The following is a 26,897-nucleotide window of genomic DNA, read 5'->3' on the forward strand; positions in this document are numbered from 1 at the left end:
CCGCGCTACTTTCCTGTTCCGAGTGCTGCTACAACTGCGGTGACGTTCGGTTCGACAATGACCCAGCCCGCTTTCTCAAGGTCCGTGCGGTCGCCGTCGTCAAGCCCAAACGATACGGCGATCTGCTCGAGTTCCCACGCGATTCCCACCGGGATACCGTCGGCAACCTCGACACCAATGGTCGGCACGACCATGTCGGGCCACTCGGCGAGTTGTGAGAGCAGTTCCCGCTCGTCGCCGTCGGCGAATTCGAGTGCAGCTGCCCACTCCACTGACACCGTGCCGCCTGCAATCACGTCGACCGCGCCCAGCTGCGGTGCGTAGTCGAATACCTCGGACATCGCCATGATCTCGCCGCGCCGGGTCACATCGGCCGCGCCGAGCAGGTTAGACAGCCGCAGCCACAGTCGCCAGGCATCGGCAAAGTTCGTGTCTGCCACCGCGCTCGCTCGGTCATCGATCATAAGCACGACCTCGGTCGCGTCCCCGGTGCCGCTATAGCGCGAGGCCATGACAACCGACGTGCGCTCGAGATGCCAGGCAAATGGCTGGCTCGAGGCCGCGGGTAGCGCCCCCTGCAACACGTCGGCGGCGCGTTCGATCAGCGCCTCGCGCGAGGCAACGGCATCGACGAACTTGCCCGGCTGAAGGGTGAGCATGGGAAGCCCGTGTGCGACGCGCTTCCATCGGTCCTCGGCCGCCGAAGGGTCTTGGAGCCAGTCCATCAGTTGCGTGATCGGGTTAGCGGTGACGTGGTCAAGAGCGCTCGGCGACAGGCCGAATTGGTTCACCATGGATGCCGCAAAATCGCGGTCGAACCACGGTGTCGCGGGCTCGGCCGTGGCGGTGTCTGCGCGCTTGATGTCATCCCAGGTGATGGCGAGCACGCCATACCCCTGTGCTCGCAAATACCGTCGTTTACCAGCATCATCGGCGATCCGGTTGTGGGCTGTCGTGGCATGGTACGCGCGACCGTCGGTATAGATCGCAAGCGGAGGTGCACCACCCCCGATGGCTTCCAACACGAAGTCAGGCCGAGTCTTGCCGATGAAGGGCTGCGGTGTCAGCGCCCACTGGTGTTTACTTCCCGGTAGCGTCAGGCGAATCGTGTTGCCCCAAGCGCCGGGGATCTCTTTAATCGTGGCGCCGAGAGCGCGAGCCCGGTCCATAAACACCTTGCGGAACCACTGCTCGAGGATCGACTCGGGGTCTTGCGCCCCTGGGTCGATTTCCGTCACTATCCAAGGAGCACCCTCGCCCTGCTCATCGAGGCCAAGGATCGTGCGCAGGCTCCGCTCGGCGCTGGCCCGCGAGACCAGAGAAAGATCGCCACCGGGCGCAAAAGGCAGCAAGCATCGGTGGCAGGCGCTTCTGCCCTCGTGCCGGCAGGGGCATACAGCCACGATGCGCCACGCGCGCTCGAGAATATCGCGGATATTGCCCTGGTCTGCGAGATCCGCGAGGTACCCCGTTCCGCCGGGTACGGCATCGTGAATCAGGAGGGCCACGTTGTTGACCTCATCACCAAGCACGGGTTCCACGATCGTGACGAGGCGCAGGTGGTCGGGGTCACCGCCGATGACCTCTCGGAGTCCGAGCTGTACGGCTGCGGAGAGGCTGGGTAGGCCGAGTCCGTCACCGACCGTGACGGCACTCGGCAGTCGGAGCACGAGTCCTTGCGTTGTGAGCGTGCGGCTCAGGGCCAGCTGTCGCGCGTGCTCTTGCTTAGACGTGCGGTATCGGCACCAGGGGCGGTGCTCTCGGGCGCTGTTGACATCGCCCTTCTGGTCGAGCTTGCCGCAGGCTCCGCAGACACGGAACAGGGGTGGCGAAAGTTCCTCGCCCGCGAGCATTCGCGGCGTACCTGCGCCGGTGACTTTGCCAAGGTTAATCCAGCGGATGGTGAGTTCGCGCAGATACTTCACCCCGAAGGTCGTTCCTTCAACGAACCACTGACGCGCAACGTTTGCCGGGTCAATATCGGCCGCGATCTGAACGGAGAAACGTTCGCGCTGCCGCTCGTCTCGGCGATCGCTGATGGTCGATTCGTCACGGCGAACCTCGGCCGAGACCTGTTCGAGTTCGGCAACGTCGAACTTCTGGTTGGCGTCGGCGATGCCTCTGCCCCCGCAGCGCGGGCAGCTCGCCGGCCCCTTGGCCGCGTCGCCATCCGTCGGCACCATGACATCCCGGGCGTAGCCGCAATCGGGACAGAACACCCAGGTTTGAACTCGGGAGCCTTCGCTGCCGAGGTCAACGGCGTCAATAAAAATCTCGACACCTTGGGCATAGAAGGTTGCCCCCGGTGCGAGTTCGTTGATCGCGATTCCGGCGCCGCGCTCGTAGGTGATGGCGTCGTGTTGGAATTCCTGGCTGTCGGGGTCGATCCAGCTGAGGGCCACATCAAGCCGCACGCTGTCATCGAGCAAGGTGTAGTTCGGCAGAACACCAAAGCGCTCAAGCGCTCCGACCCAATGCTCGTCGTAGAGGTCGCTCGATTGACGGATAACCATGCCGAGTGATGCTTTGGCCGCTCTGAACGCAATCTTGTCGTCTTCGCTCGCGGCCGGGTGGCCCGCAGCGGTCTCCAGCTCGGGAAGCGATTCGACGATTGCTTTCTTGCGCAGACGGAGGTTTTCGATTTCCCCCTTCCAGCGCGCGCTGGACGCGATGAGCGTGGTGGCGATTCCGCTCATTCGTGGTTCGACGCCGGGCAGAGACCAACTTCGCAGCGTCTCGGTTGCCCAGTCGCTGAGGTGGTCGAACGTCGCGAGGAAGGCCTCAAGTCGTTCTTCCGCGTGAGCTTCGGCATCGTCGATGACGATGGCCAGGAAGGAGGTGCCCTCGGTCTTGGCGAGCACGTCACGGGCATGCGTGATGCCCAGTATCTTTCCCGCTGCGGCGAGGCGGTCCACGATGGAGGCTGTGTACTGCCGCCGCAGGATCTCCTCGGCATTCAGGTACGTGGCCGGCGGGCGCACTTCCCCATTGATCACGGAGAGTGGGTCGCCGAGCTTGGGCAGCTGTTCGCCGCGTCCCACGACGAAAGCCATCGTGAGGGCGTTGCCGGTCACGCGGCCGGCCCGCCCCACGCGCTGCAGGTAGGACGCCACCGATCGAGGGAGTCCGGCCAGGAACACCGTGGATAGGTCTCCGATGTCGATACCCATTTCCAGCGTGGGTGTGGCTACGAGCACGTTGGGCGCATCGGGACTCGCAATTGCAGCCTTGAAGCCGTTTTCGTACTCGAGGCGCACCTCATCTTTGAGCATGCTGGTGTGCTCTCGGGCAACGACCCGACGAATCTCCCCTTCGTCGTACTGACGGCGGTAGTAGTTTGCCGTGCCGGCCATGGGCCGAAGAGTGCCGCGACAACGGGCCACCATGCAGGGCCCGCCGCCGAGCTGTTCGACCACCGTGGCGGTTCCGGGTACGGGGGTCTGGCAGGTGTCGCACTCGAGCAGATTGCGTGCGGCTTCCAGATCGGCAAGCTCGATGGGCGCCACGAGGATTCGGCTGGGGCTCAGCTGATAGGCGGTCGCTCCGCTGGCGCCAACGGGCGTGCCGAGGATGATTCCGCCCTTCTCCAATTCGGTGAAGAGCAGTTTTGTGAGCTTGGCTCCGTCGGAGGCGGTGACGCCGAGCACCTTGCGCGCCCAGATCGCGTACCAGCCCCGCGACGAGGTCGCCTGGTCGAGGTGGGACTCGCGGGCACCCTTCATGGCTGCCGTCGAGCCGACGCGCGGGTAGGCCGGTGCTTCGCGATCCTTGGGGAATGCCGGCATTCCCTCGCCGCGGGGCCGGCCGCCCCAGACGTGCCAGCGTTCGCCGTTGTTTTCGATGTACTTGCGGAACCATTCGTGCTCGATGGATCCGCGTTCGCGCATGCGTTCGAGTACGCCGCGAACCCAGCGCACGATCTCTGAGGTTGCTACTTCGCCGTCGCTGTCGTCGTCCACGAATCCGGCGGTCTCGAAGTCGCGCACGGCTGCGCGGCCCAGCGCCTCGAGGCGCGCTTCCGGGCCCGCATCGACCTCGGCGGCGACCGACCCGGTCAGCTCGAGGGTGCGACCCACCCGGGACTGCAGCCCGAACTCCATGGCGAGGTCAAACTTGAGACGTTTGCGTACCAGCCTGATGGTTCTGGCGGGCACGCGGCGAGCGGTGTCTTCTCGCCAGAACGGCGAGAACGTGTCTCGGTCAACGACGTCGGGTGCCAGGAGGCGGTAACGCAGAAACTTGTCGTCGCCCGCGCGCCGCAGGAGTTCTTCGGCGACATCGTCGAGGGTCGAAGACCCTTCACCGATGGCGTCTCGGATGGCGTTGCGTAGGCTAAAAACGTGCGAACGACTCTGCACGAATCCGGCTCGATGGGCGGCGTCCTGCACGCTGTCGGTGAAGACCAGAGCTTTCTTCTCGTTGGCATCGAGGTGACGATCACCGAAAATAGTGTTGATGCTCACCGAGAGCAGCGTTGAAATCGCACTTCCTAGAAAGCGGATGCCGTCGGCCTTCTGGCAGTTGGGGCAGACGTCTTTGTTCGAGGCTTCGTCGGCTTCGTCTCCGGTGAGTGTGAGCACGGGGAGCACGTCGGTGACGGCCTGCGCGTACTCCTCATCGCGCGGCGGCTCGAGGCTGAGGTTGCGTTGCTGCACGTCGAACCAGAAGAGGCCTTCCGTCCTCGACTCATCCGCTGGCGCCTGCTCCTGCTGGTCGGCTTCCCGCGGCGCATAGATGAGCGCTCGGAATCGCGCCGAGTGGTTGGCGTGGTTGCGGCGAATGTTGATGTCGCTGTGATCAAGGTCAAACCCAACAGGTCCGAGCTGCACGCCCCACCCGCTACGCCCGCAGTGCCGACAGAAAATGGCCGGAAACTTCGCGCGTCCTTCCACACTGAACGGGTCGTCGTTTTCGCGCTCTTCGATGCCGCCGTCGTCGGACCAGTCGTATCCGACGGTGGGGCCGGCGTATCGGTCGAGCCGGGTGAGCGCCCGCACCCACAGGTGCAGATCCACCGAGGCTGCTGAGCGGCCAGCGACGGCTCGCACATGGCTCAGCGCAGCGATGACTGCAATCAAAAAGCTTCCGCGGGCAGCATCTCGTTGCTCGATGCTCTCAGTGGTTCTGAGCCCGGCGGGGAACAACGCCACGGCCAGAGTGTCGATCGACACCGCATCGATCGCGGCCTCGCAGAGCTCGCGGTTGAACGGATGCCCCTGAGCGGCAGCGAGCAGCAGCTCCGGGGTAGCGTCGGCGAACGCCTCTGCCGCATTCTGTGAAGTTCCGTCTGAGTACAGGGTGGCAAAGACGGTCGCGGTGAGGGTCTCGGCGTCGCGGTGTAGTTCGCCTAGGGCGGCGACGGCGTCGGTCAGTTCGGTGACGAGGGCAGCGTCGACAGACCGATGCTGGAGACCACGGCCGGCGAGGCTTTCGTGAGCCCCCGCTGACCAGTCTTCGAGGGTCAGGCGGGTTTCGGTGATAATGCTGTCGTCATCGAAGTCGTCGCCGAAGACGGTGTTGGCGAAGTCGACCATGAGCGTGGGATCGCCCTTGTCGCCGAGAGTGGCGGACGTGGCGATGGGGGTGATGAGCCCGAGCGGACGAGCCCGAGCCGCGTCATCGATGTCTTGATGAGCTTCGGGCCAGTTGCGCTTGAGGGCGAGGCCCAGCCGGCGCAGCAACATGGCGACGTCGGTGCCCTGAGCTCCATCGTAGGTATGGAACTCGTCGAGCACGAGATAGCGCAGGCTGGTTGCGCTCTGCTTCCAGAGGGCCTGGTCGGCGGGACGCAGCAGCAGCTGGTCGAGCATCTTGTAGTTGCTGAGCAAGATGTCGGGGGCCTCGGCGTGCATCGCCGTGCGGTCGGTGATGAGCCCGTCGGCGGTGACGGTACTGCGAGTGGGTCCGCTCTGCCCGGTGTACAGGGCGGCGCGTACCCCGCCCAGCGCAGGGCTGGTCGTGATGAGCTCGGTCAGGCGGCGGGCTTGGTCGTTGGCGAGGGCGTTCATCGGGTAGAGAATAAGCGCCTTGATTCCCTCGACGCCCTCGCGCTTGGCGCGCAACACGTGGTCAAGGATCGGGTGGAGGAAGGCCTCCGTCTTACCGGAGCCAGTTCCGGTGGTGACGAGCGTCGGCAGCGGGCGAGGTTTTTCAGCGCTCAGGTTCGCGCTGCTGAGCCGTGCAAAGGCCGCGGCCTGGTGCCCGTAGGGCGGGAAGCCTTCGTACCAGTCGAGTGTCGAACGCCATCCGTCCTCGGCGGGCTTGAACGGTAGGCGCAGCCGCACGTAGGGGCCCTTGAAGATTCCCCGCTCCGAATGCCGCAGGAAGCGGTCGAGCGCGACGCGTGCGTCTTCGTCGGCGAGGGCAAAAGTGGTGGAGAGGTAGTCGACCAGACCGTCCCGCACATCCTCCGCTTGGAGTGTGGGGAGGAGCTCACTCACGAGCGCTCCTCGAGGATCTTCTCAAAGTGCGCGTATGCCTGCCGCATGTCCGCCTCACGGTCGAGTGTGACGAAGGGGAGCTCGTAGGTGTACATATTGCCCGCGCTACTCGTCGTGCGCTCGTCCTCGGTAGTCTGATCCCCCCGTGAGCGCCATATACGAAGCACAGAATTCGGCACAAGTCGGCCATTTACATCATAGAAATAACTATTGCGGTCATAGCCATACAAAACGGGAAATTGTGTGCGATAGATCGTGCACAGCTCGTCGGCGGTGAGGCCCAGCGCAATTGAGACTAGAGCATCAATCTCTACGAGCGCCTGACGACGGTCACTGGCAATACGGAGTGGAGAATCCCGCGTCCAGTGACTCTCGATTTCACCCAACCCTTTCCGATTCGGGTAATCAATCCCAGCAACCCAATTCTGAGACTTGAACTCAGTCTCAAAGACGCTCGACCAGAGCTCTGAGTAGGCATCTGTTAGACAGTTCAACCGAAGCGTCCGAAGCACTAAATGTGGCATAAGCGGGGACGTTGAAACTATAGGTAACCGCTCAATCGTCTTTCGACGGAGCGCAGACTTCGGGGCCACGCGGACGGCGAAATCTGAAACTAGAGACGCTAAAAATCCAGCGACCCAGACGACTTCGACCCCGGCCACGGTGCCGCTCTTTGCAAGCGAGTTCACACCGTCCACGTGGGCGGCACCCGGTGGAATTATTGTTGCCAAGAGCGTCCGCTCATTGTTATTCCCCGCCATTGCTCGCCAAGCGACACGATAGTACCTGCGAGCGGCAGTGGGCTCCGCCTCGGGCCAGTTCGTGAAATCAGCTTCGTAGTCGTCCCAATTCCCAGTGGGTTTGTAAGCGGTCACGGGTAAAGCATCGGCCGCCAGGCTCTCGAGATCACAACTCGACCAGTCAGTCTTATGCAACATTGTGCTGTTTGGCGACTTGTAAAAGGGGTCTGCGACGAACATGTGTGGCCCTTGAAGGATTGCTTTCGACCAAGCGTCGGCTACCCCCCATCTTTTCTCAAACCGACCCTTCTTGAAGTCTGCTCCCTCATCCCAACCTAGAGAGAACGACAATCCTAGGGATGCAATCCGACCGTTTTTCGTGACCTTCCCTAAAGCACTCGCAATAGCCGTGCTCACTGTGTAGACCATTCGAGTTCGCAGAACCGGCACTTGCTGGTCCTCCAGTACGGAATGCCAGGCCTTGAGAACGTCCTGCGTGACAGTCAGAATGCGATTTCGGTGAGGTCTAAGGTCCCATTCTCCGAGAGTGTTCTTTATCCCCGGCTCAGCACCCGAACCATCGTGCACAAGTGACCGATTCACAGTGTCGGGATGGTAAATCGAAGCAGCCATCAGGAACCGCACGTCCTCACGAAGCTCCGAGTAGATGTGCACTCCAAAGTTCACTTCAGCATGAACTTCAAAAAGCCGAAGGCTGTTTAGGAATTGCCAGTGTCGGCGTAGATGACGATACGTTGACGATCTGAGTAGCCCGGCCTTCTCGTCGGTGAAGTGGCTTTCAGGGTGAATCAGACCGACAATTCCCGTCGAAGACATATTGCGCCAAGATTGTTCCATAAAACACCTGTAGAGGTCAGGACGGAGCCCCTCTAGAAGCGGGAAACGAGTGACGTGAGACACCGACTGCCGCACCGCCGTGTTCGAGGAGAGTTCCTCTAGGTAATATCTCTTCGCGCCTGGCAGAGTATGGGTCGCCGATCGTCGCGCCTCGACTTCCCACTGCGGAGGCTTGTGCGCGAGCGCCCACCACGAGTCATGCTCCGCAAGCGCAGCGGCCTCATCGAAATCGGGACGCACCCACGGCGGGTTCCCAATCTGAAGGTCGAATCCTCCGCGTGCAAAGACTGTCGTGAAGTCGAGTTCCCAGTGGAAAAACCCCTGCTGTTGCCCGATACGCTCCGACACGACCAGCCATGGGTGGGCTTCAAGGGCCTCATTCACGGGAGTCACCATCGCAAACGCGAGTTCGTTCTCTTCGATTGCGCCGAGCTCGGACCACTCGTTGGAAAGGCCAAGCGTTGTCTGACCCTGCGCCGCGAGCTTGGCTTTGACCTCGAAGTGCGTGCCGAGCAGGGCAGTCAGACCGGCGATCCACTGGTCTGTCGTTGGTGGTTGAATGCCCTGCGTGAGAGTATCCGTGAGCGGCCAGAACCAGAGAGAGTTCCACGCGTCCATAACCCGGCGAAGCCGCTGATATGCGCCGTTGGCATCGGCGAGTTTGCGCTCGATTTCTTCACGAGTCACGTGAGGTGTGGGCTCGACAAACTCGATCGCAGTGGGGGTAGCTCCCCAGAGGGGGATTTGGCGTCGAATCTCGCGCTCGGCAATCTCGAGCCGGCGGAGGGCGAATTGCCAGAGCGTCTCCACTCGATACGAGAGGTTCACGAGCTGGTCGAGCTGCTTTTTCGTTGGTTTGGCCGTGATCTGACGACGCCAGCCCTTGAGGGCAGCAAGCGCCTCGGGGGCAAGTTCTTTCGCTTCCTTGGCGTCGACTGCGCTGCCCCAGCCTTCCGCCGGAAGGAGGAAATGGTGGATTGATCCAGAGACTCCTGAAGCGATCTTGCCCTCACGAAGGTCGGTAGCGAGATCTGACACGTGAACATCTCGAGGCACGGTTTTGAGCCACGACTTTGAGTTCACCTGATCGCGACTGTAGACCGCACGTCGGGAACCGATAAGAGAGTTACCACGCTTGAGGTGCAGGCCGAACCACGGGGCTTGGAGGTCCTCGGACATTGTGTCGAGCCAGAGTGAGATCTCGGCGAGCTCCACTGCGGTGCCATTGAGGTCGACGCCGTACACCTGGTGCAGTGCGATCGAGGCCTTCGCCTTCTGCAGTTCCCGCGGGTAGGCATCCGGATCGATCTTTTCGCCCAGTTCGGATTGTCGACGGCGAAGGTACTGGTCGGCCAGCTGGCGCACTGCCTCGAGCGCGAATGCACCGGAGCCGAGCGCGGGCTCACAAACAGTTAGTTCGAGAATCTCGGCGGCTGTCGTAGTTGTGTCGTCCTGGTCCAGTAGTTCCTCGAGCGCCTGAGAGACCGTGAACCGGGTGAGCACCTCGGGTGTGTAGTAGGACGCTGACTGCTGGCGCTCTCGGCCGGCCAGCCGGAAGACGAAGCTTCCGACAGGGTGAATTCGAGCACGGGTCTCACCGGTAATCGGGTGCGCTTCCTGAACAAAATCCTTAGAGGAAATGCCTTGAGAGCGCTCGACAGGCACGACCCAGGAGCCCTTGGCGGCATTACCGTCTTTGGCTACCTCATAAAGCTCGGTTTCGGCAAAGAAACCCGTGTACGACATGAGGCCCTCGTATACGGCGCCGAGCTGGTTGATGCCCAGGTCTGCGTAGCTAATGAAGCCAATGTCTTGGCCGTTCTTTACTTTGCTCAACAGCAGGTGCGCGAGCACCTCCTGCAGCTTGGTGTCGCTCAGCTTCACCTCATCGATGTGGGCGGTCGCCTTGGGGAGGAAGAGGTCGGCGCGCAGGCTGTTGAAGACCAGGCCGTCGCGGAGGTCGAAGGCTTCGGAGGGGGTCTCGCCAGACTCGACGGGCGGCGCTGGGGTTGTGACACCGTGGCCTCGGTCAACCAGGCGAAAGAGCACAGCCAGCGACTCATAGAGGTGGGTGCCGTTCTCGCCCTGTTCGGTCGCGAGCTTCACGAGAGTCAGCTCGCGCAGACGGTCGAGGCTGTAGCCTTCCTCATATTCACTCGCACCCACGGGCAGCACGTTGAGTTCTGGCGAGGCTTCGGCGTAAAGCAGGAAAAGAATTCGGTATAGGAACCGCAGCGACTGCTTTGCGAGCGTCTGGGCCTCGCTGCCGGGCAGCGGCTCCATTCCCTTCCGGCGCCGACGGGCAACCACATCATTGGCGATGATCTCTATGGACAGCCGCACGCCCTCGCGCAGGTCCTGGGAGACACCAACCGTGTGCTTGATCGATTCGTCGAGCACCTGGGACCACCAGATGTCGCCCTCAGCATCCGGAGCCAGCGACTCGGCCGACACACAGGTGAGCGCACGATCAATCTCGCCGCCTTTTTTTGCGTCGTTGCGGGCGACTACGAGTTGCAGGTCAACAGCGAGGTAGCGTCCCTCTGCCCATCGCTCCCGCTCGGCGACGAGAAGCCACTTTCCGGCGAGCACCAGCGCGAAGATTGGCCCGTCGTCCTCGACAAAAAGGGTGGAGAGCAGCCTCCCGACCGAGGAGATCGCGTGTTTGTCATTGTCGTCGACCTCGAAGGGAACCAGCAAGGTGTCGGCATCCCGAGCGAGCAGGTCTTCGAGCGTGTCGACGGGGCGGGCCTCGACGATCACCAAAGGTGAACCCTCGACGAGGCCGGGCTGGGTTACGCGCAGCAGCGGTCCGTTCTGGTCGAGGTGATAGCCGCCGCCGGTGAATCCGAGCACTGTACGCAGGGGGCCGTAGATTTCGTCACGAATGCCCAGGTCGTCAACGCCCGGCTCGAGTGCGGCAAGGCGTGTTTCGAGCTGGGCGCGCACTGCGGTGAAACGGGCCCGCGCCGACGGGGTACCGTCGGCATCCTGCTCATCCCATTCCTTGCGCCTGGCCACGGCCCGGGCGTGAAACGACTGGGATTTCGCATCGGTGGTGAAGAAGTGGTCGCTCAGCCAACCCTCACCAATGATGATCGCTTCGTCTGACATGCGCTACTCCCCCGTGCCGTTCTCATTCATGAAATCCTGTGGAACCACCACGAGCAATGGGCGCACCAACTGCTGGTGTGGCTTCATCGACTCGGCCATCAACCGCTCTTGCTCCACGGTTACGCGGCGCAACTTCAAGTCCTTGATCTGGATGAGGGCGTTGGCTTCTTCTTCCCACAGGTCAACCCGAGTTGACCAGCGGTCGATGCGCTGCTCGATGGTGGTCGCCGAAGCGTCAGAGAACTGGTCCGCGAGAGCTCGAGCGGCGCGCACGGCCGGTGCGATGAGCCCTTGCAGGTGATCGACCGTGACCGCACCATAGTTGATTGCCGTTGCACCGGTGAATCCGATGGTTTCAAGAGCCTCGTGGGCCGTACCGTGGGCGGTCGGCAGCACGAACTCCGGGTCTGCGGGGTCGGGAATCTGCGCCGTAATGTACGAACTGGCGACTACCTGACCGCGACGGTTCGTGAGCGTGGCGAACAGCAGCACAGTGGGCACGTCAACCTCGCCACGCACGGCGAAGACCTGGTTGCGGCCGAGGTTGGAGAGGGCGCGGTCGCTGGCCCATTCCAATACCGGATGCAACGGGCCGAGGTAGTGCGCCTCCGGCCACAGCGACGTGCTGGCCTTGTTATCTCGAGCGTCTTGCAGCAGCGCTTTTCCGCGCTGGGGGGAGACGACGAGCTTGAGCTCGTCAAGCACGTTGCGGTCCCTCAGGTAGGTCTGCGGCAGCACCTCGAGGCGCTGCGCGAGATCACGGGTGGGCGAGAGCGATACCAGGCCGTGGTTCGGGTATTCGTGCCAGTTCACGCCGTTGTCGGAGACCGAGGCTGCGGGGGTGGCGAACGTCGCCTGGAGCGCTTCACGGAGGAACGCCGTGTCATCGGCGAAGAGGCCGCTGCCGGTATCCGTTGCTCCGGCCGTCGTCACTTTCGCCGGTGAGCTTTGAGCGGCAGCAAGTCGTGCCATGAGCGCGCCAATGCTGTCACCGTTGTCGATCACGTGATCGGTTGTGGGGACGGCCTCGTCGAGATTCTTCTTTCCGGCCAGGACTTTGCGAATATCGTCTTCTTCGAGCTTCGCGTCGTAGTGACCCATGAGCGACGCGGCATCGCCGAGCGCGCCATGAGCTTCGTTCTCTCGGTCGAGCACGCGCTTCAAGACGCGAATGTCGCCGGCGAAGTTGGCATTCGCCGGGTCGAGCAGCAGCGTGCTGATCTGCGGGCGGTGCTTCTGGCCGTAGCGGTCGATGCGGCCATTGCGCTGTTCGATGCGGATGAGGCTCCACGGAATGTCGAAGTGGATCAGCTCATGGCACTGGGAGTGCAGGTTGACACCCTCGGAAGCGACGTCGCCGGTGATGAGCACGCGGATCGGCGAGGAGGATTGCTTGAAGCTCTCCACGATTTCCTGCTGCTCAACGTCGTTCAGCCCGCCGTGGAGCACCCGAACCTGTTCGTCTTTGAGCTTGAGGTCGGTGAGAAGTTTGGCGCGCAGCCAGTGCAGGGTGGCGACGCGTTCTGAGAACACGACGGCGCGTTCCGTTCCCGTGCGGCTGACGCCGATCGACTTGAGGTACTCGACGAGCTTCGTGTACTTGGCTGAGGGCTGCACCAGAGCGGCATCTGACAACTCGCCGAGGTACTCGAGCGCCTCGCGCTCCCGGGCCTGGCTCTCGTCGGCAGAGGGCGTGACCTTCTTCAACCGCTCCTTGACCGATTCCTTGAGCGCCGCCGGGGACGAGAGGAACGCCTTCGCGAGCGTCCAGGGGAAGAGGCCGCCATTGTCGCTCGAGTATGGCGAAGACCCGTTCTCGGGGTGAAGCCAGACGTCTGCAAGCTCGTTGGCCACGGCGTTCTCGGCCGGTGACGCCTGTACGAGGAAGTGCTGGGGCGGCATCCGCTCGGCCCAGTCGGCGCCCACCTCGCGGGCGACCTCTTCGCTGTGGCGGTGGCGGCGGATGATCAGTCGCTTCACCTCAGACTCGATAATCTCGCCGTCGGGGGTGACCGCAGTGGGTTCGAGCAAGCGAATGAGCTCCGCGAAAGATTCCTTCTTGCCGTTGTGCGGGGTAGCACTTGCGAGAATCAAGGCCTCGGTGTTCGGCGCGAGGATTCGGGCAAGGCGGTTGTTGAGAGTGGCGCCGGTGATGTTGTGAGACTCGTCGATCACCACGGCATCCCACTTGTGCTTCGCGAGGTGCGAGCGGTACTTTTCCTGCTTGAGCGTGTCGATGGAGATAATGGCGCGCTTGTACAGGCTGAACGGGTTACGAGTGGCGGGGAGTTTTTGGCGTACCCGCTGGATGCCGACGGAGTCGAGTCGCACGAATGGGAGCGCGAATCGCGTCCACATCTCGTGCTGCATCTGCTCGAGCACGTGGCGCGGTGTGACGATCAGGATGCGTTCACCGCGACCGCGCCGAACGAGCTCGGAGAGGATCATACCGATCTCGAGGGTCTTGCCGAGGCCTACCGCATCAGCAATGAGGATGCGCGGGCGCAGATTCTCGGGATCAAGCGCCTTGCGTACAGCCGCCTGCTGGTACGCCAACGGGTCGGCAAGCATGCGAGTGGAGACCGTGAGCTCGGGCGCGTTGAGCGGAATGGGTGATTTGCGGAGAGTGGCCTCGAGCCAGAGCTTCGCAGTGCGGTAGCCAGCTGACTCGTCACCGACGACGACGGCCTGCTCGGGGTCGAGCGGCACGATGTCATCGATGTCGCTGTAGAACGCTGCCGTCGAGTCGCGGACGAGCTCAGAGAGGCCCTGAACGCGAATCAGCGTTCCGGAGGTTGTCGCTTCCGTGCTCGTGACCAGCCATTCTGCATCTCGAACCACAACAATCGAGCCCGGGGCGACTGCAAGATCGCGATGCCCTTCCTGGATCGTGGTGCTTGCTTCTGACTGCCCCAGCATTGACTGTGTCACCCCTGACATCTCCATTCCGGCGCCCCCGCCGTTCGCGCGCAAGAACCTGCGGTTCCTGGCGTTGATTGTTAGCTTATCTACGACCTGGAGTGTGACTGGCCAGGTCGAGGCCTAACGTTGATTAGTCTCCGTTCGCACTACTAGACGCAATCCTTTATGGCCTCGGCCGTCAAAACTGCAGTCTCCGCGGAGTGCGAAGGCCCGTCCGCGTGAAAAACCTGCCACCCTTGCGCGCGCAGCCATTCATCCCGATGCATTTCGACGTCAATTGAGAACGCCACCTTTGCGTCAGGCCATGCATACTCAACCTGCCATTCATTCTTATGGCCGATATCTGCCCCGATTATGGGCAGGGGAAGTCCCTCCCTCTCGAAGACGACCAAGGCGACCCTTCCAATTTCATCGCTGAGTTGATGGAGAGGAACCCACGGTGATGGCACGATGACGCTGCTATCGACCTTAGTTTCGGTCTCATAGTCATCGGGCGCCGAGCGGCTTTGACGCCCCAGCGCGTGATTGAGGAAATCCAGGGCGTCCCCGCGCACCATCTGTTCATGGTTCCGCTGGTTGAAATACGATCGGAGACAGCTGTAACAACTTGTTTCTATGCCGCACTCGCAGGACGAAACCCTCTCCCAGGCACCGTCGAGAACCTGCTGGAGGTTGTCGGCAATCTTTCGTGCGTAACCGGCACCAGCCGGTACCGTGTCCATGATGATGAACACCGGATTACCGTTCATATCTGTGATGAAGGTGCCATCAATGTTGTCCCGAGCAATGTGGAGTGCCTCGGACGCGCCCTCGAGGAGGGCCGAGAGAACTGACATCCGTTTTTCATCCGAAGCCAGAAATGTGGAGCCCAGAACCTTCAGTTCTAGGACGTCGGTTTCGAAGACGTGAGCCAGATTTAGAGCGCGCATTGGACCGCCGCAGGGCCTTTCTGACCGAGGGTCCTCATGTTTGCTCTTCTTCTTGGGCCCGTAGGCAAGCGCAGCGGGCATGCCAAAGCCGCACCACTCACATATCGCGAAGCCTGAGCCTCTGTAGCCCAGATTCATGCGGTTCATCTTGGTCTTCTCTGATACTCGAGCTTCCAGCGCGACCTCTCCAAAATTCTGCGTGACCGAAGAAATCTGTTTACCCGCACCCACCAAGTAAATCTCGCTTGTGCGTGCCGTTCGGGGCATGGCCTCCCCGGGTCTGCGATCTCCTCCGTGGCCAATGAAACCAAACCGCGGCTGCACATATCGTTTCGGATTTCCCGCAAAGGGAGTTTCGCAGTTAGGGCAGACCGCGGGCAGCTTATCGAGCGATTCAAGATAGGCGTTGCATTTCGTGCACGCTGCGAAATACGGCTCAGGTAGGTCCTTATCCTTCAATTTGAAGAGGCCCCGCGACTCCCACAGATAACCACCCGCAACTACTTCAGAACCTGGCGCGTATTCGAAGATCGCTTGAGACAGGTCGCGGCTGAGCTCCAACCCGAATGCGGCCGCTTGGCCCGTGCGGGTCTTCATCTCCACAGTGTCTACAGGAAAGCCATACTTGGGCAAAATGTTCGCATTCGCCAGAACTCCCAGGAGGTATCTCTTCTCGAGCGTTCGAACGGTGCGCTCCAGTTTTGCCGCCACCGTGTAACGTTTGGCGGCGGCGTGTTCGGCGATCTTGGATTCATAGAACTCAGCTTCAACTGTGTACATTTTCTGAGCGGTCTCGAGAAGATCGACAAGGTTCGCCATCCACGTTGTCCAGTAGTCATCCACAGATTCCCTGATACGCGGCGGCAAGAAGCGTTTTGCCTTGGCCACAACCGAAGGCGACATGTTTTGTACGAAGTGAATGGCTTTTGCACAGGCTGAACTCGCCTGTGGATTCTCGGCCGAAAAGAATTCATGGGCGTTCTTGAAATTCAACCCGGCGTCTTGGAATTGTTGAACGAAGAAATCAGACATGATCACCGAGTAGACATGACGTGCGGCGATTCGCTCATTGTCCAACGGGACAAAGGGCGGCCGAATGCGACCAGCGATCATCTCGTCCGGCTTCCCAAATTTCGCCAGGTCGTGAGAACGCTTTTGTGCGTAGGTGAGAATCAGGGCAGCGGAGTCGATACGTCGCCCCGCACGGCCCGCGCGCTGAACATAGTTAGCGTTCGAAGGTGGCACGTTTCTCAAGAAAACAGTCTGTAATTCTCCGACGTCGACGCCCAACTCGAAAGTTGTAGAACAGGAGAGTACGTTGACTCTGCCACCGACGAAATCCCTTTGCACTTCTGCGGCGCGCTCGGGGGTAAATTGCGCCGTGTGTTCACTTGCACTCAGGGGAATTGACGAAAGTGACCGATAGAGCACCCGGTAGTGGTTTTGGTCCTCCGAGATTTCCACAGGTTCCCACGCTTGCAAGCGGCCGTCGCACCGAAACCGAGGACATACATCGACCACATTGAAGGGTGTGTGTCGCCGGCAGGTTTGACAACGCCAGCTCTGGCCTCGAGATACCACGCGGGACACCCGAACTTCCGAATGGTTGAGCTGTTGGAGCAGTCCCATTCCCGCGATGGTGACTGAGCTGAACCACGACGAGAACTCACCCTGATTCAGGGCAGTCCAAACTTTCTCGGTGATCGCAGACGCCTCCGCAGCACTGCCCAATTTCGTGAGCACACGCTGTAGATAGTCCACACGCGAGTTACGCCCCGACATTGGATTCCAGCTGACAACTTTTCTTTTCGGGTCGGACCCGAAACCGCGAACAAAGACCGGGCCCTTGCGTGGCTCAAAAACCTCTGACGCGACGTCTACGTTCGGTGGTGCACTGAGAGCGCCGTTGAGACGAAGACCCCGACATAGCTCCTGCGCTAGATCGAGGGCCTGCCTTGGCGTAAGACCCAGCTCGCGAAGGGGAAGAAGAGATGGGGTATCAGCAGGCTCTCGCATGAACCAACGCACCAGACCGACACCCTCAAGCGACATAGAAGCATCTGTTCCGACTAGTTCAGTCTGAATCCAAGTATTCACGGTGGCCGAAAGTTCGAATCCATCGGTGTTTCGATCGAAGAACGACTGTTGCCGGGCAAGGATGATGGCGGCCTTTGACAGGCTCGACAGCGAGGATGATTCATCGTATTCAGACGCCATTTCAAGCGCACCACTGACGAGCGTTCGTTGCATGATGCGGCCATACGAACGGTCGAGATAGGGAGCAAAGAAGGCCGCCTGCTGACGACTGTCGCTGAACACGAGAAGCTTACGTCCGCCTCCAGGCAAATCTGCTTGTTCGGGAGAAGGGGCTGGCGGAAGCGATTGGTAAAGCGCCGTGGACAACACAGCTGCCGCTGCATCGCTTCCGCTCTCTAGAGCTCGGATTACTCGGCGGCCACCATGGGAACGAGCCCCACAGAAGACGCACTGGGAAACAGAACCCAAGCCTCCCACGACACGAAGAGCCAACACTGTCGATTCTCCTGAGCACTCTGAGTTTCCGCACAGCTTGGCCGCTGCGGGCGACAGCCATCCGCACTTCGGGCAAACCGTTGTGGGTGTCGCGTCGGCGCCTGGATCGGTTTCTTCAAGAACCATTTCGTCTTCATCAAAGTCGATGTGCACGGCAGACTGTGTACTTACGAGTCCCAGAAGTACTGATTTGTCTGAGTCTTGTTTGCGTGGCCGGAACATGAATGAACCGTTTTCACGCACTTCAGCCCCCACAAGGTAACTTGACCCACATCGGGTGCAGCCGGCGACCTCCGAGCTCGCCCAACGACAGGTAAGACACGTATCGTGGCGGGATAGAAACACATGAGGGCCCGATGGCGAAAGGCAGCTGAAAGCGCCCTCCGTCGCGCGAGCGAAGAGATGGTATCTCGCCGACAAGACAGGATCGCCGGTTGCGTCTCTAAGGCTCGTCGCAATCGCGACCAGGGTAGTGAGGTGACTGAGGGCCTCGCCGGTTTCGTCAAAGACCTGGTCTGCTGCTTTGCGTGCGGTTGCCGGCCAATTATCCAGCAGGTTCTTTAGAGCCACCAGCTCACGCAGTTCAACACAAGCTTCTGCCGACGAATCGAACTCCCTGCCACAGCGTCTTGCAGCCTCGAGAAGGATTCGGTCGGCATCCGCTGAACCAGCGGTTGACAGGCGCTCATATTCTTCTGGTAGCAATGGTCCCCAGGGATCGGCAACTTTGATCTTGACTCGTTCCGAAAAGACGAGGTCTTGTCGGCTTGTGTCCTCTTCCACAAACTCGAATTTGGTTCCGAAAAGATCACGAGCGAACTGCGCGATTGGCGCAGGGTCATGCCCTACCGTTGCTGTCGTTGCGACGCAACGAAGCTCAGAAGTTGCGGCGACTCGATCCTTGAGTCGGCGAAGCAGCATGGCGACTTCGGCCCCGGATGCACCGTTGTAGACGTGCGCTTCGTCGACGATTAGATGACTCCAATGACCTCCAAAAGCGCCCTCAAAAAGGTCCATGTCCGTCGGGCGGAGCAGCATGTACTCGAGCATGGCGTAGTTCGTGAGCAAGATGTGCGGAGGATTTGCGCGCATTTCCTCGCGGCTGAGCAGCTCATTAGGAAGGCGTTTCGCCCCGGGAAACTGCTCCTTGAAAGCATTATCTGCGTCTTTTTTCAACTCAGGTGTTTCGCCGGTATATCGCCCGAATGTGACTGTCGGAGTTGTCTCCAGCAGCTTCCGCATGCGCTTCAGCTGATCGTTGGCAAGCGCGTTCATCGGATACAGAACCAATGCCCGTACGCCGGGGCTGAGGATACCCTCCTCCAGCTCGCGGAATAGTGAATTCAGCACTGGAAGCGTGAAACTCTCTGTCTTGCCTGAACCGGTACCCGTTGCAACGACGAGATTACGGCCCAAGGCCGCCTTACGAATGGCTACCTCTTGATGCTTGTACAGGGAACGATCGATAGGCATCTCGGCGGGGTTGAGTGACTCAAAATGGGAGCTCAGTACCCCCTCTGCGATGAGATCTCGGATGGAACTTCCGCGAACGTAGGCCGGGGATATTTCCAAGTAAGGGCCTTTGACGAGAGCTGTGGACTCAAGTCCGTAGATGGCCTTCGACAGCGCTCGCGCGAGAACCGGATCGTTCGGCTGCAGGAGAGAAGCCAGGTACCGCTGATAGCTTCTGCTAATCGTAGAGCTGACTGCGATGGGATCAACTGCCGTCATGAGCGTGCTCTCGTCCTCGGAGGTAAAGCTCTGCCAGGACGAGGTCCTGCTGGATAAGGCCCGGCTCACACCGAGCAAATTTTGTGTATAACGCCCCATAGTGGCGCGAGATTAAACTGGCTTTGCCGTGACCCCGGGCTGAGAGCCGTGCGGCTAGTGCGAGGCCCATTGAAAGCGCAGACAACGCCTGCCATCCAAACTCTCCGGCGAAGCGACAGTCCATGACATCAACAGTCGAGGCGTCCCCCACCTGGGACAGCACTGAACCCAGCGCTGAATGTAGTTCTTGCGCGGCCACGCAGACTGTCCGAAGTTCACGATCTTCCCGGGCGAGGAATAAGTCCCAGCCGCGGGCTGCCCGTGAATCTTTGTCCAGATACAGGGCCGGTACAATTTTGGATTCCCGACGCATCTCTGACAAGCGTTGCAGGGGCAACATCGCGAGATAGGAGACGTTCTTCTCGAAGCCTCCAACGGCGCGCAGTGGATCCACCAACCCGTCCATCAGGATCAATGCTGAAGCACCAAAGTGCTCCACCGCGTGAGTGCGAAAGCCCAATTTCGCCTCAGTCTGATCACCAGGCGCGGTGAGTATTGCTGCCAGTGGGGATCTTTCCCAAACCGAAGCATCCTGTTGGGCCTGAGTTGTTTCCCAATACGAGGTGGACATTCCCGTTGCAATCAGCAGCGGCGTGATTTCCCGGTATGAGTACTCAGTTTTTCTGAGAAGGGTGGGGAACCAGTCTGAGGTCGAGCGCAGCTGTTCGGCCATGGACTCACGGATGGAATGGTGTCTGCGCACGACAGACAGGTTTTCAACCTCAATGAAGAGCATCGCTGCAACCAATGGGTCTATGACGGTATCCAGAGGCGTTTCCGTATTCGCCAGCCACAGCGCTAGTTCCCGATGGTCCAAGTCCGCATGCGGGACAAGAGGCTGAATGGAGACCTGGAGGGTATTCAAGTCGGAGTGATCTGGCAGGTACGGCCACGCTTCTGTGAGCCCACCAGTATCTGCGCGAAGCATGACTTTGTACGCAGCCAAACCCTGTAGCCGGGGCGGCAGATGGATAACACCTTCAGGAGATACTGTCGTTGCATGTGGGCCTAGCCATGGCGCATAGTCGGAGTACACGGCAGCGTTGACGAGGCGCCGGGTCTTGAGCCCCACGACCGTTAGCGTTTCCCCAACGTGGTGATCCAGCTTCGCTGCCAAGCGACGGGGCCGACACTCCGCAATTGGAATGGGCACGCCATTCACCGCGAGTCTTAACACCCCCTCTCCCGCATCAGTAACCGAATCCGAGATTTCCGCCAAGCTGAACGATCTCCGCCCCCTCACACCTTTGACGGCAAGGGTCTGGACGATACCGGTCGAGGTCGTGAGGACGAGGTCGACGTAGGCATCGTTGGGCGTGACGATCTGAAGTTGTGTGCGGGAAAGAAACTCAATATCTAGTTGCTGGAATTGCGTTGATACCGCAGGGATACCACCGTCGAATACTCGACTCACCGTCATGTGATCGACTTCGACGCTGAGTGTCAGCTGCGTCTCGCCAGCCGGATCCTGAATGGCGATCTGAGCCTTGATCTGATCCGGAGCCATTGAAATTAATGACGGTTCTGCGCTAAACGTGGAGTTCTCCGAAAATACGTTGAGCTCGCATGGCTCCAACCCGAGGCCGTCTGCGCGCATCATTCGAAAAATCGAAGATGACTCAACAGCAAAGCCTTCTGCAAGGACGACTTCGGTAACCAAACCACGCCCCAAAGGACCTCTCACCCGAATGGCAAATCTCCCGATCAGAGGTTCGTGCGCGATCGGCCAGGGGTAGATCTCCTCCTCGAGAGAGCTGACCGCACGCTCTACGGACACGAGGGTCAGTCCCGTCGCAACTGAGGTAATTTCGACGAGCCACGAGACTTCCGCTCCGTCGCTTGATTTCGGCAAGATTATCGTGGGCGGTTGGGCAAGAACGACATCTCCGTCGCGTGAGAAAGCATGTTTGAGAGGCGTCTTCGCACCGAGTCGCGGCTTCTCAATACTGGAGACCGTTCTCCACACAGGCACTGTTGTTAGCCGCACGCTTTTCAGGTGGGTGGCACTAATCCGAACTACCGTCCATTCCTCCCAACCAAAGGGTGGGTCAAACTCAGGGGCCTCGATGCGGCCGATATCCGACTCAATGACGGCTAACTCAAGCCCTGTTATCCCCGGAACCATGCGCGGGTAAAGCAGCGTGAGGTCTGTTTGAGGCAAGAGGCTGCGGGGCGCCAAGAGCTTGCCCGAGTCATCAAAAATGAGTAGCGGGTCTTCTTGGCGAACCAGATCCAAGCTCCAAGCGCTGGAGCCCGGCGTAACGGAAACCTCGACCAGCGCGCTCGGTGCGCTCACGCCAATCTGAGCGCCAACGGATGGCTCGCCGGGCCAGGCAGCCTCAACCGTTTTATGGTTAACTCGCTCCGCAGTAGACACGGTCCATTGAAGGTCTACCCCCTCGGCTGCAAGCGGCGGAAGACTCACGAAAACGCCAAGAAGGATGGGATCGTACCGGAGCTCTGGCGCAACCTGAGTGGCTCCTGTTCTCTTGCCTCGACGAGAACCCGAGTGGCGCAGGGCGCCTTCCGCAAACAGCTGCGTTGCCTCGTCGGTTATGCGCTGGGGAAGACCGATTGCTGACAAGTCGGCTTCGGCGTCTTGCCCGAGTGCCGCCAACATATCGAGGGATCGATCGGTGAAATCTTCGGCGACCTCGCGCCCATGGGTAAGAAACCGTACGACCGGGACTGGGAGATGATGCCCCGCGGTTAGAGACTGCGGGTCGGTGCGCGCAATCCAGGCGTTGAACACCGCACCCGAGATCCTGTCTCCGGTGTCTTTCTTTCCTAGAAGTTCCAGATATGCCGCCAAGCCGGAAACCGAAATTGCCGCGTGCATGAGAATCTCACCCAAGTAACGGTGTGGCGTTTCGAACCTCGAAAGACCAAATATATCGAGCCCGGACAAGAACGCGTTGCCCAGATCCCCTTGATGTACGGCGTTCAGAGACTGACCACAACAGCGACTAACCGCCGGCCAGAATGTGCCTTCTGCATATTCGTTTGCCGCAATGCTGGTGAGGCCGACGAGTAGAGCGGCACGATATTGGCGAAGAACTCGAGTCCGATCGTCACCTCGGGCATTTTTGTAATGCATCACGACACGAGACAGGCCGGCGTACGCCTCGTCGTCACGAAACGGCAGCTCAGCAATCAGCGAGACGCCTCGGAGGCCTTGGGTCCACTCGACCGAGAGCTCGCGGAGCCTGATCTCCGTGAGCGCACCTGCGACTTGAACATTCCCCGTAATGACTTCATTCATGGCCCATCCCCCCATGACGGTAAAGCAACGCTGCCCTACTCGTCTTGGATTTGACTGTACCGAACACCACTGACATTGCGTGCCGCGCCGGTGCCGCTCGCCCAGAGGCTCTCAAGATCGCCACAAAGTTCCTTCAATTTGTTGTTCTGTCTTTTTAGTTGCCCGGCGTATGGTTTCGATGCCGCCCAGTGAACCACAGTCCGGTCACGCTGGGCCGCCGGAATGTCCCAAGGAATCCAACCGGCCTGACAATGACGTCGACTTTCAACGCCCGCTGCCCGATGTCATCCAACTTCTTCGCCTGCTTGTCAAGGTCGAAGTACCAGGCCTCCATGGTGCTCGTCAGGAATACAGCCCGCCACTCGCTGCGTGAGATCACGGAAATCGACGAAGTCGGGTCTGCTTTCCCTCCCTCTCCCGAATGACCGGTCGGATGCAGAGGCCCCCCTTCCACCTGGAAGTTCTTCGATCCCGAAAGCCCCGTGGCCGCTTGAACTTCATTCGCCCACCGCTCCCACGGTGCCGCCAGCGGCCGGAGATGTTCCGACCACTTGGGTACCAAGGTATAGTCCTGGCCAAGGAATTCTGGCTGACCGCGCAAGAGCCAGCAAAGATACACGTCCAAGTTTCCATCACGTTCCCACACCTCAGAGATGAGAGCCAGCGTCGGATCGTCGACCGGCTTCCCAGCGTCAGACCACCATCGCAGTCCTTTGTCAGGGTGCGCCCATCCCAGACGATGGAGCAACAAATAGTGCGGCGAAGCCCCGCAGCCCAGGGACTGCCCGTGAGCATCACGTGGGTCCGGCGCAGCGGGAACCTTCTGGCCGGAGAGCGGGGCCGCCAAGGCATGGAATACGCCGGGGACACCCCAAAACCACTCAAACTGACCGCCTTGCTGAGCTTCAAGGCCGAACCGAGCGTCGTCGGCGGAGTGGAGGTGTGCCGACGGGTACTCGTTTCAGCGCTGTCGATGAATGAAGAAGCGATCACTCACGTTCAGGCGCCGCGAACTTCTGCCACGAGCTCACTCGATCGGGGCGTCTCGTGCGCCTCAAGAATCTCCCCCAGCGTCGTGCCCAACAGCAACGCCGACTTCTCGTACTTCTCTGTGAGCCGCACGCGCGCCTCGTCCGACAGCCCTTCCTGACGCACCGGGTCGGCGTTGTGCGAGATGTCGGCCCGCTTCACGATCAGGGCCAGCGGGTCGGATGCTACCCGTGCCATCGACTCGGCGAGTGGCTCCCCTTTGCGCTTGGTGATGGCATCCACTGCCGCGACGACGTGATCTGCGAAGCCGAGCGTGCGCAGGTAATCGAGCGTGACGGCGGTGTCTTCCACCACGTCGTGCAGGGCCGCCACGATCTTCTCGTCGTCGGTGGTGACCCGGCGCATCACGGCGAGCGGGTGACAGATATACGAGACGCCGAGCTTGTCGCGCTGACCGGCGTGCGCCGAACGGGCAAGGTTGACCGCGACGTCGAGCATCGACGGCTCGGCCCGCGACAGCAGGTACTCCGTGACGGATGCCCAGGTCGGGTAGGCCGCGCCCGGCCCGAACTGCAGCCACTCCCCCTCGAATTCGCCAGCACCGTTGGCCGAGCGGTCGTCGACCAGAAAGTCGCCACGGTTGAGGTTCTTATGGTGCGAGAGGATGAGCCGCTTGTAGGCGACGGTCTCGCTCGTGAGCCCGAGGTGCGTCTGCACCCAGCGCACCTTGTCGTGCCAGGCGGAGGCGTTGTGCCACGGCGCCGTCGACAGAATGTAGGTGTCGAAGTGCTGGGCCAGCTCGCGGTACGCGGCGAGGGCATCCGGTAGCGGGTCCATGAGGGCGAAAATGCCGGGGGCGTCGTCGTAGCCATCGGCGTACTCCAGTTTCGCCTCATCGCTGAGCCGGCGGATTCCGCTCGGAAAGTCGACGAGCGTGTTGTCGAGGTCTATGTAGAGGATCTTCTTCGGTGCGGGATTGGTCATGGTGGTACTCCTTGGTGCTGGTGTCATCAGGGCAAGTATGGGCCGAGAACGCGGGCCGTGGTGATGGTGAGGTTGCGGTGGATCTGGTCGTAGGCGGGCATCAGCTCGGTGCCACCCATCACGGTGTGGATCACGCCGGCCGAATCGAAGATCGCGATCGGCTCGAGGTTGCGCAGCAGCGCCCAGAACGGCTGAAAGAAGTGGATGTCGCGGCCGGTGGCGATAATCTGGGCATCCACTGCTTCGGCGTAATCGTCGCGCGCTTTCTGGGCCGATTCAAACGGCAGAAAGTAGGGGCAGTCGGGGTCGTCGTAGGGATCCATGGGCGCCGGCACCGCGTACCACTCGTACCGGTCGTCGACCGCTGTGGCGAGCGCGCTGGCGATCACCCGGTAGGTGAGCGAGTGCGGCGTGGTGACCGGCGTGGCTTTGGGGATGCCGAGCCCGGTGCCCACTTCGATGCGCTTGATGGTCTCGTGCGGGCTGATCGCCGCCATCATCTCGATCCAGCTGATGCTTGTGACCACGCCATTGACCAGGTATTTGCAGCCGCCCACGAGATCCCACTGGATGTTCAGGCTGTCCTGCTCGTCGTGCACCATCACCAGGCGGCCGTCGCCGGGCACCTCGCGGCCCGAGATGCGCAGGTGCGGGTGCCGACGCACAAGTTCGCTGGCCAGCCACCAGATCTGCGCGGTGAGAAAGCGGTCGGCGGGCGGGTTGTACTCCTCGTAGCCGTCGCCACCTTCTTCGTCACCGTTGGTGGACGAGTTATTTCCGGAATCGTTGGATGCTGGGTTGTTCATTTGCTCGTCTCCTCGGTGGTGGTGGCGAGGCGCGTGATGGCGTCTCGCAGAAACCGCTTTGGCGTGGTGCGCGGGAGAACCGCCAAAACTTCGGCGAGTGCCTGGTCGATGGGCACTCCTTTATAGAGGGCCGAGTACAGCGCCGCGACCGATGGCGTGCGGCTCTGCGCCTGCGCGCAGTGCAGCAACACGGTGTGCCCTTCCGTCCGCAGATCGACAATCGCCGCGACGGTGTCGCGGAGCACGAAGTCGAGATTTGGGTTGTATTTGGCGTCGTCTTCGTCGATAAGGCGCACCTCCACCACGTGACGGATACGCCCGGGCACCTGTTTCGTGCCCACTCGGCAGAGCGAGACCACCGCGTCGACCTCGGGCGGCAATACGTCGAGTGCTCCTGCCGCGCCGATCCAGACCCCCTCGTCGTGAGGGTGCTGCACCAGGGTCGAGACGTCACCGAGGTAGGTGTAGTCGAACCGCTCTTTCTCCTCACCACCGTAGATTCGTTCACCGAGCCGCACCAGATCGGCGGCGGTGAGCCCCGGCCAGCCGTGCACGATCCGGCGCCACGCGGCCGGCACAGCGGATGCCCCCCAGCGCGCCCCCAACAACCCGCCGGCGATAGCCGCCACGGTGTCGGTGTCGCGACCACCGCGCACCGCGGCTTCGAGTGCCAGACGCAGGTGTGTTGCATCCGTTTGGTTGGTGGTGGTGATGGCCGACCAGGCGCCCTGCAGCGCTTCGACGACCCAGCCGTTGTGGGCGAAGTCCGACGGCCGGCTGGTTTCGGCCACGGCGATGCGGTCGGCCCAGAGTTGCTGCCGGTCGGCGGGCAGGTAGGACAAGCCCACGCGCACGTTAAATTCACCCTCAAGCACCGCGTGCCGAATGGCGAGGCACCAGAGCACGCAGGCGTCGCCGGCATCCGCTTCGTAGTGGGTAAGACTGCTGATGGTGCGGGCCGCTTCGGCGAGCGCGACAGGGTCGTGCAGGTAGGCGAGCGCCACCGGGGCAGTGCGCATGAGCGAACCGTTGCCGCCGCTGCGCCCGGTGCGTTCGTGGTGCGCCTTCGCCACCGCTCGCACAGCGGATGCCGTTGGCTCGGTTCGAGACAGAATCGCCCGCAGCTGGATCCCCACGTCTGGCGCCGTCTTGGCCCAGTCGACCCACGCGGCGACGATGTCGTCGAGCACTGTTTCATCGCGGAGGTCAAGGCCGGCGGCGGCGGCCCGGGCCAGCGGAACGGCCATGGAGGTGTCGTCGGTCCACTCCCCTGGCGCCCAGTTGAAGCCGCCGCCGCCCGTCATGCCGACCGCGGTGCCGCTGGACAAGGGCGGCCCGAATTCGTAGCCAGCGCCGAGTGCGTCGCCACAAGCCATGCCGATCAGCACGCCGGCGGCGCGATCCTTTTGAGCGGCGGTGAGGTGCGTATGCGTCATGTGCTCTCCCCTGTTATTCGATCATTCTTGATCTATCTCCACCATAGTGCAGCT

9 protein-coding genes are annotated in these 26,897 nt (G+C 61.2%); all 9 read right to left on the minus strand.

Annotation, left to right across the window (positions count from 1 at the left end; all coding sequences use genetic code 11):
- Positions 1–5 precede the first annotated feature (5 nt).
- The 9 genes from E3T43_RS17010 to E3T43_RS17055 all read right to left on the minus strand — a co-directional run bounded on the left by E3T43_RS17010 (position 6) and on the right by E3T43_RS17055 (position 26,843).
- On the minus strand, positions 6–6,440 hold the full coding sequence (locus E3T43_RS17010) for a DEAD/DEAH box helicase (RefSeq protein WP_134473273.1): 6,435 nt from the start codon (positions 6,438–6,440) through the stop codon (positions 6–8).
- Positions 6,437–11,152: a DNA methyltransferase gene (locus E3T43_RS17015; protein WP_134473274.1), complete on the minus strand. Its 4,716-nt coding sequence runs from the start codon at positions 11,150–11,152 to the stop codon at positions 6,437–6,439. The genes E3T43_RS17010 and E3T43_RS17015 overlap by 4 nt, the downstream gene beginning before the upstream one ends.
- Before the next feature lie 3 nt (positions 11,153–11,155).
- On the minus strand, positions 11,156–14,092 hold the full coding sequence (locus E3T43_RS17020) for a helicase-related protein (RefSeq protein ID WP_241979061.1): 2,937 nt from the start codon (positions 14,090–14,092) through the stop codon (positions 11,156–11,158).
- A gap of 131 nt (positions 14,093–14,223) precedes the next feature.
- Positions 14,224–19,266 (minus strand): DEAD/DEAH box helicase, encoded by a 5,043-nt coding sequence (locus E3T43_RS17025; RefSeq protein WP_166791365.1) that lies wholly within the window; start codon positions 19,264–19,266, stop codon positions 14,224–14,226.
- On the minus strand, positions 19,253–22,627 hold the full coding sequence (locus E3T43_RS17030) for a hypothetical protein (RefSeq protein WP_134473277.1): 3,375 nt from the start codon (positions 22,625–22,627) through the stop codon (positions 19,253–19,255). The genes E3T43_RS17025 and E3T43_RS17030 overlap by 14 nt, the downstream gene beginning before the upstream one ends.
- A gap of 154 nt (positions 22,628–22,781) precedes the next feature.
- On the minus strand, positions 22,782–23,252 hold the full coding sequence (locus E3T43_RS17035; protein ID WP_134473278.1) for a hypothetical protein: 471 nt from the start codon (positions 23,250–23,252) through the stop codon (positions 22,782–22,784).
- A 374-nt stretch (positions 23,253–23,626) separates the two neighbouring features.
- The gene (locus tag E3T43_RS19070) at positions 23,627–24,601 is read right to left on the minus strand and encodes a hypothetical protein (protein ID WP_198414391.1); all 975 of its coding nucleotides are present in this window, start codon (positions 24,599–24,601) and stop codon (positions 23,627–23,629) included.
- 26 nt (positions 24,602–24,627) lie between these two features.
- Positions 24,628–25,407, minus strand: a complete 780-nt coding sequence (locus tag E3T43_RS17050) for a hypothetical protein (RefSeq protein ID WP_134473279.1) — start codon at positions 25,405–25,407, stop codon at positions 24,628–24,630.
- Positions 25,404–26,843, minus strand: a complete 1,440-nt coding sequence (locus E3T43_RS17055; protein WP_134473280.1) for an ADP-ribosylglycohydrolase family protein — start codon at positions 26,841–26,843, stop codon at positions 25,404–25,406. Before E3T43_RS17055 ends, E3T43_RS17050 begins: the two co-directional genes overlap by 4 nt.
- Between the last annotated feature and the right edge of the window lie 54 nt (positions 26,844–26,897).

The organism is Cryobacterium sp. Hh7, assembly GCF_004403155.1.
Taxonomy (GTDB): domain Bacteria; phylum Actinomycetota; class Actinomycetes; order Actinomycetales; family Microbacteriaceae; genus Cryobacterium; species Cryobacterium levicorallinum.